Origin of the sequence: Aeromonas sp. QDB68 (assembly GCF_027707405.1) — a bacterium.
In the GTDB taxonomy this organism is placed as follows: Bacteria; Pseudomonadota; Gammaproteobacteria; order Enterobacterales; family Aeromonadaceae; genus Aeromonas; species Aeromonas caviae.
Genome location: NZ_JAPCIQ010000205.1, coordinates 1 through 1457, shown reverse-complemented (window position 1 = coordinate 1457; position 1457 = coordinate 1). Strand labels below are relative to the sequence as shown.

General features: G+C 53.6%; 1 protein-coding gene. It reads right to left on the bottom strand.

The features are described 5' to 3' along the window. Nucleotides 1–670: 670 nt before the first annotated feature. Nucleotides 671–826 carry a hypothetical protein gene (locus PG892_RS22225; RefSeq protein WP_187364462.1) on the bottom strand — a complete coding sequence of 52 codons (156 nt, stop codon included), beginning with the start codon at nucleotides 824–826 and terminating at the stop codon, nucleotides 671–673. Nucleotides 827–1457: the final 631 nt, after the last annotated feature.

The following is a 1457-nucleotide window of genomic DNA, read 5'->3' as shown; positions in this document are numbered from 1 at the left end:
AATATCTGGAAACGGTACTCAATGCGGGTCTCAAAAAACTGGGTGAAATTTAACAAAATGTTCACGCTCTCACCCTGTCCTTGTTGCTAGATTGGTTTTACATCTCGAACACTACAAAGATCGTGTCATATTGCACGAACCATTCAAATCAAAACTGCACCGGAGGAAAGCACCTCGCCCTGATCTATTTCCGGGGTGCCCACATGTTCCCCCAGCTGTCGGATGAAAATAAAGTCCCACCCTACTGGTTGGGACTTGTCACCATTTTGGGAGGCAATTTGTTCCCTCTATAGGATGAAACTTTCATCCTATAGTCGTGGCTATCAGGCAAACTTTCTCCAGAGATGAAACTTTATTTTCATCCCAAAGCTAGATGTCCTTTGCCGACGTTTAAGGGCAGGGCCACCACACCCCGGATGGCAATCTTTAATGCCTGCTCTCCGTGCTGGGTGCTCTCGCTCTCTCACGTGGGCTTGGATTCGCCTCCACACCGCGTCAGCCGTTCCACACACGTAATGGCTGGCCATCCCCTGTCTACCAGGGCAAAGCACGCTGTAGCCTCCCCAAGAGGCCAGAGAGGACGCCGCTGGCTTGCGCGTTAATCATCCGGTCACCCCAAATGAAAAGGGGCGGTGACCTTGCAGATCACCACCCCTGCTTTCAGGAACCGTTATACCAGTTCCACCATGCTGACTGCCCAGATTTGCGAAGCCACCTCGCGCTTACCACAGCGATAGAACGTCACTGCGATTTTTGCTGCTTGGCGGGCCGCGTCTACGTGCGCTTGTCGCACCCAGTTCTTCGGTGCTACGATCCGTTTACTCATGATGCTATCTCCATCGTGGGTACCGGCCTCAGTGATGCTCGAACAACACTGGGGCCTTTCTTTAGGTGCTAGTTTTGCACCCTTGCCAGCTCCGTTAAGAGCCTCTTGGACTCCCAAGGAAAGGCAAGAGTATCCACCTCCCCTTGGCAGTACGTTACCGGCACATCAAGGCCGTTCATCAGTAGCAGTCCAGCCGCCTTATGGGCCCTGGCCTGTTGGAGCGTTAGGTGAAAGGCTCGGTACACTGGCACGCTCGATTTGATGGCCGAGTGACACGACAGGCCAATTCGAGCGGCGATTTGAACAGTGGCAATCTTTAGGGCCACCAAGCAGCTCTCCGGCGTGGCGAGATCCCCGATGGTACGGGCACTGCTCAGGGCTTCTGGGGCAAGTTTCAGCATGGTGTTGTTCATTAGATAAGGGTCGCCTTGCCGTCGATGATCACCAGACGCTTACCATCTTCACGCGGCGCGACACGGGGCAGTACGGTTTTGCTATCGCTCAACACGTAGGCGCCTTGCTCCAGGTAGAAATACTTGTCAGCGGCATTCTTTAAATCAACAATATGGTGAGAAGGACATGAGAAAAACCGTACTGGTGCAGGCGATCGCCTGCGCACTCCTCAGCAGCG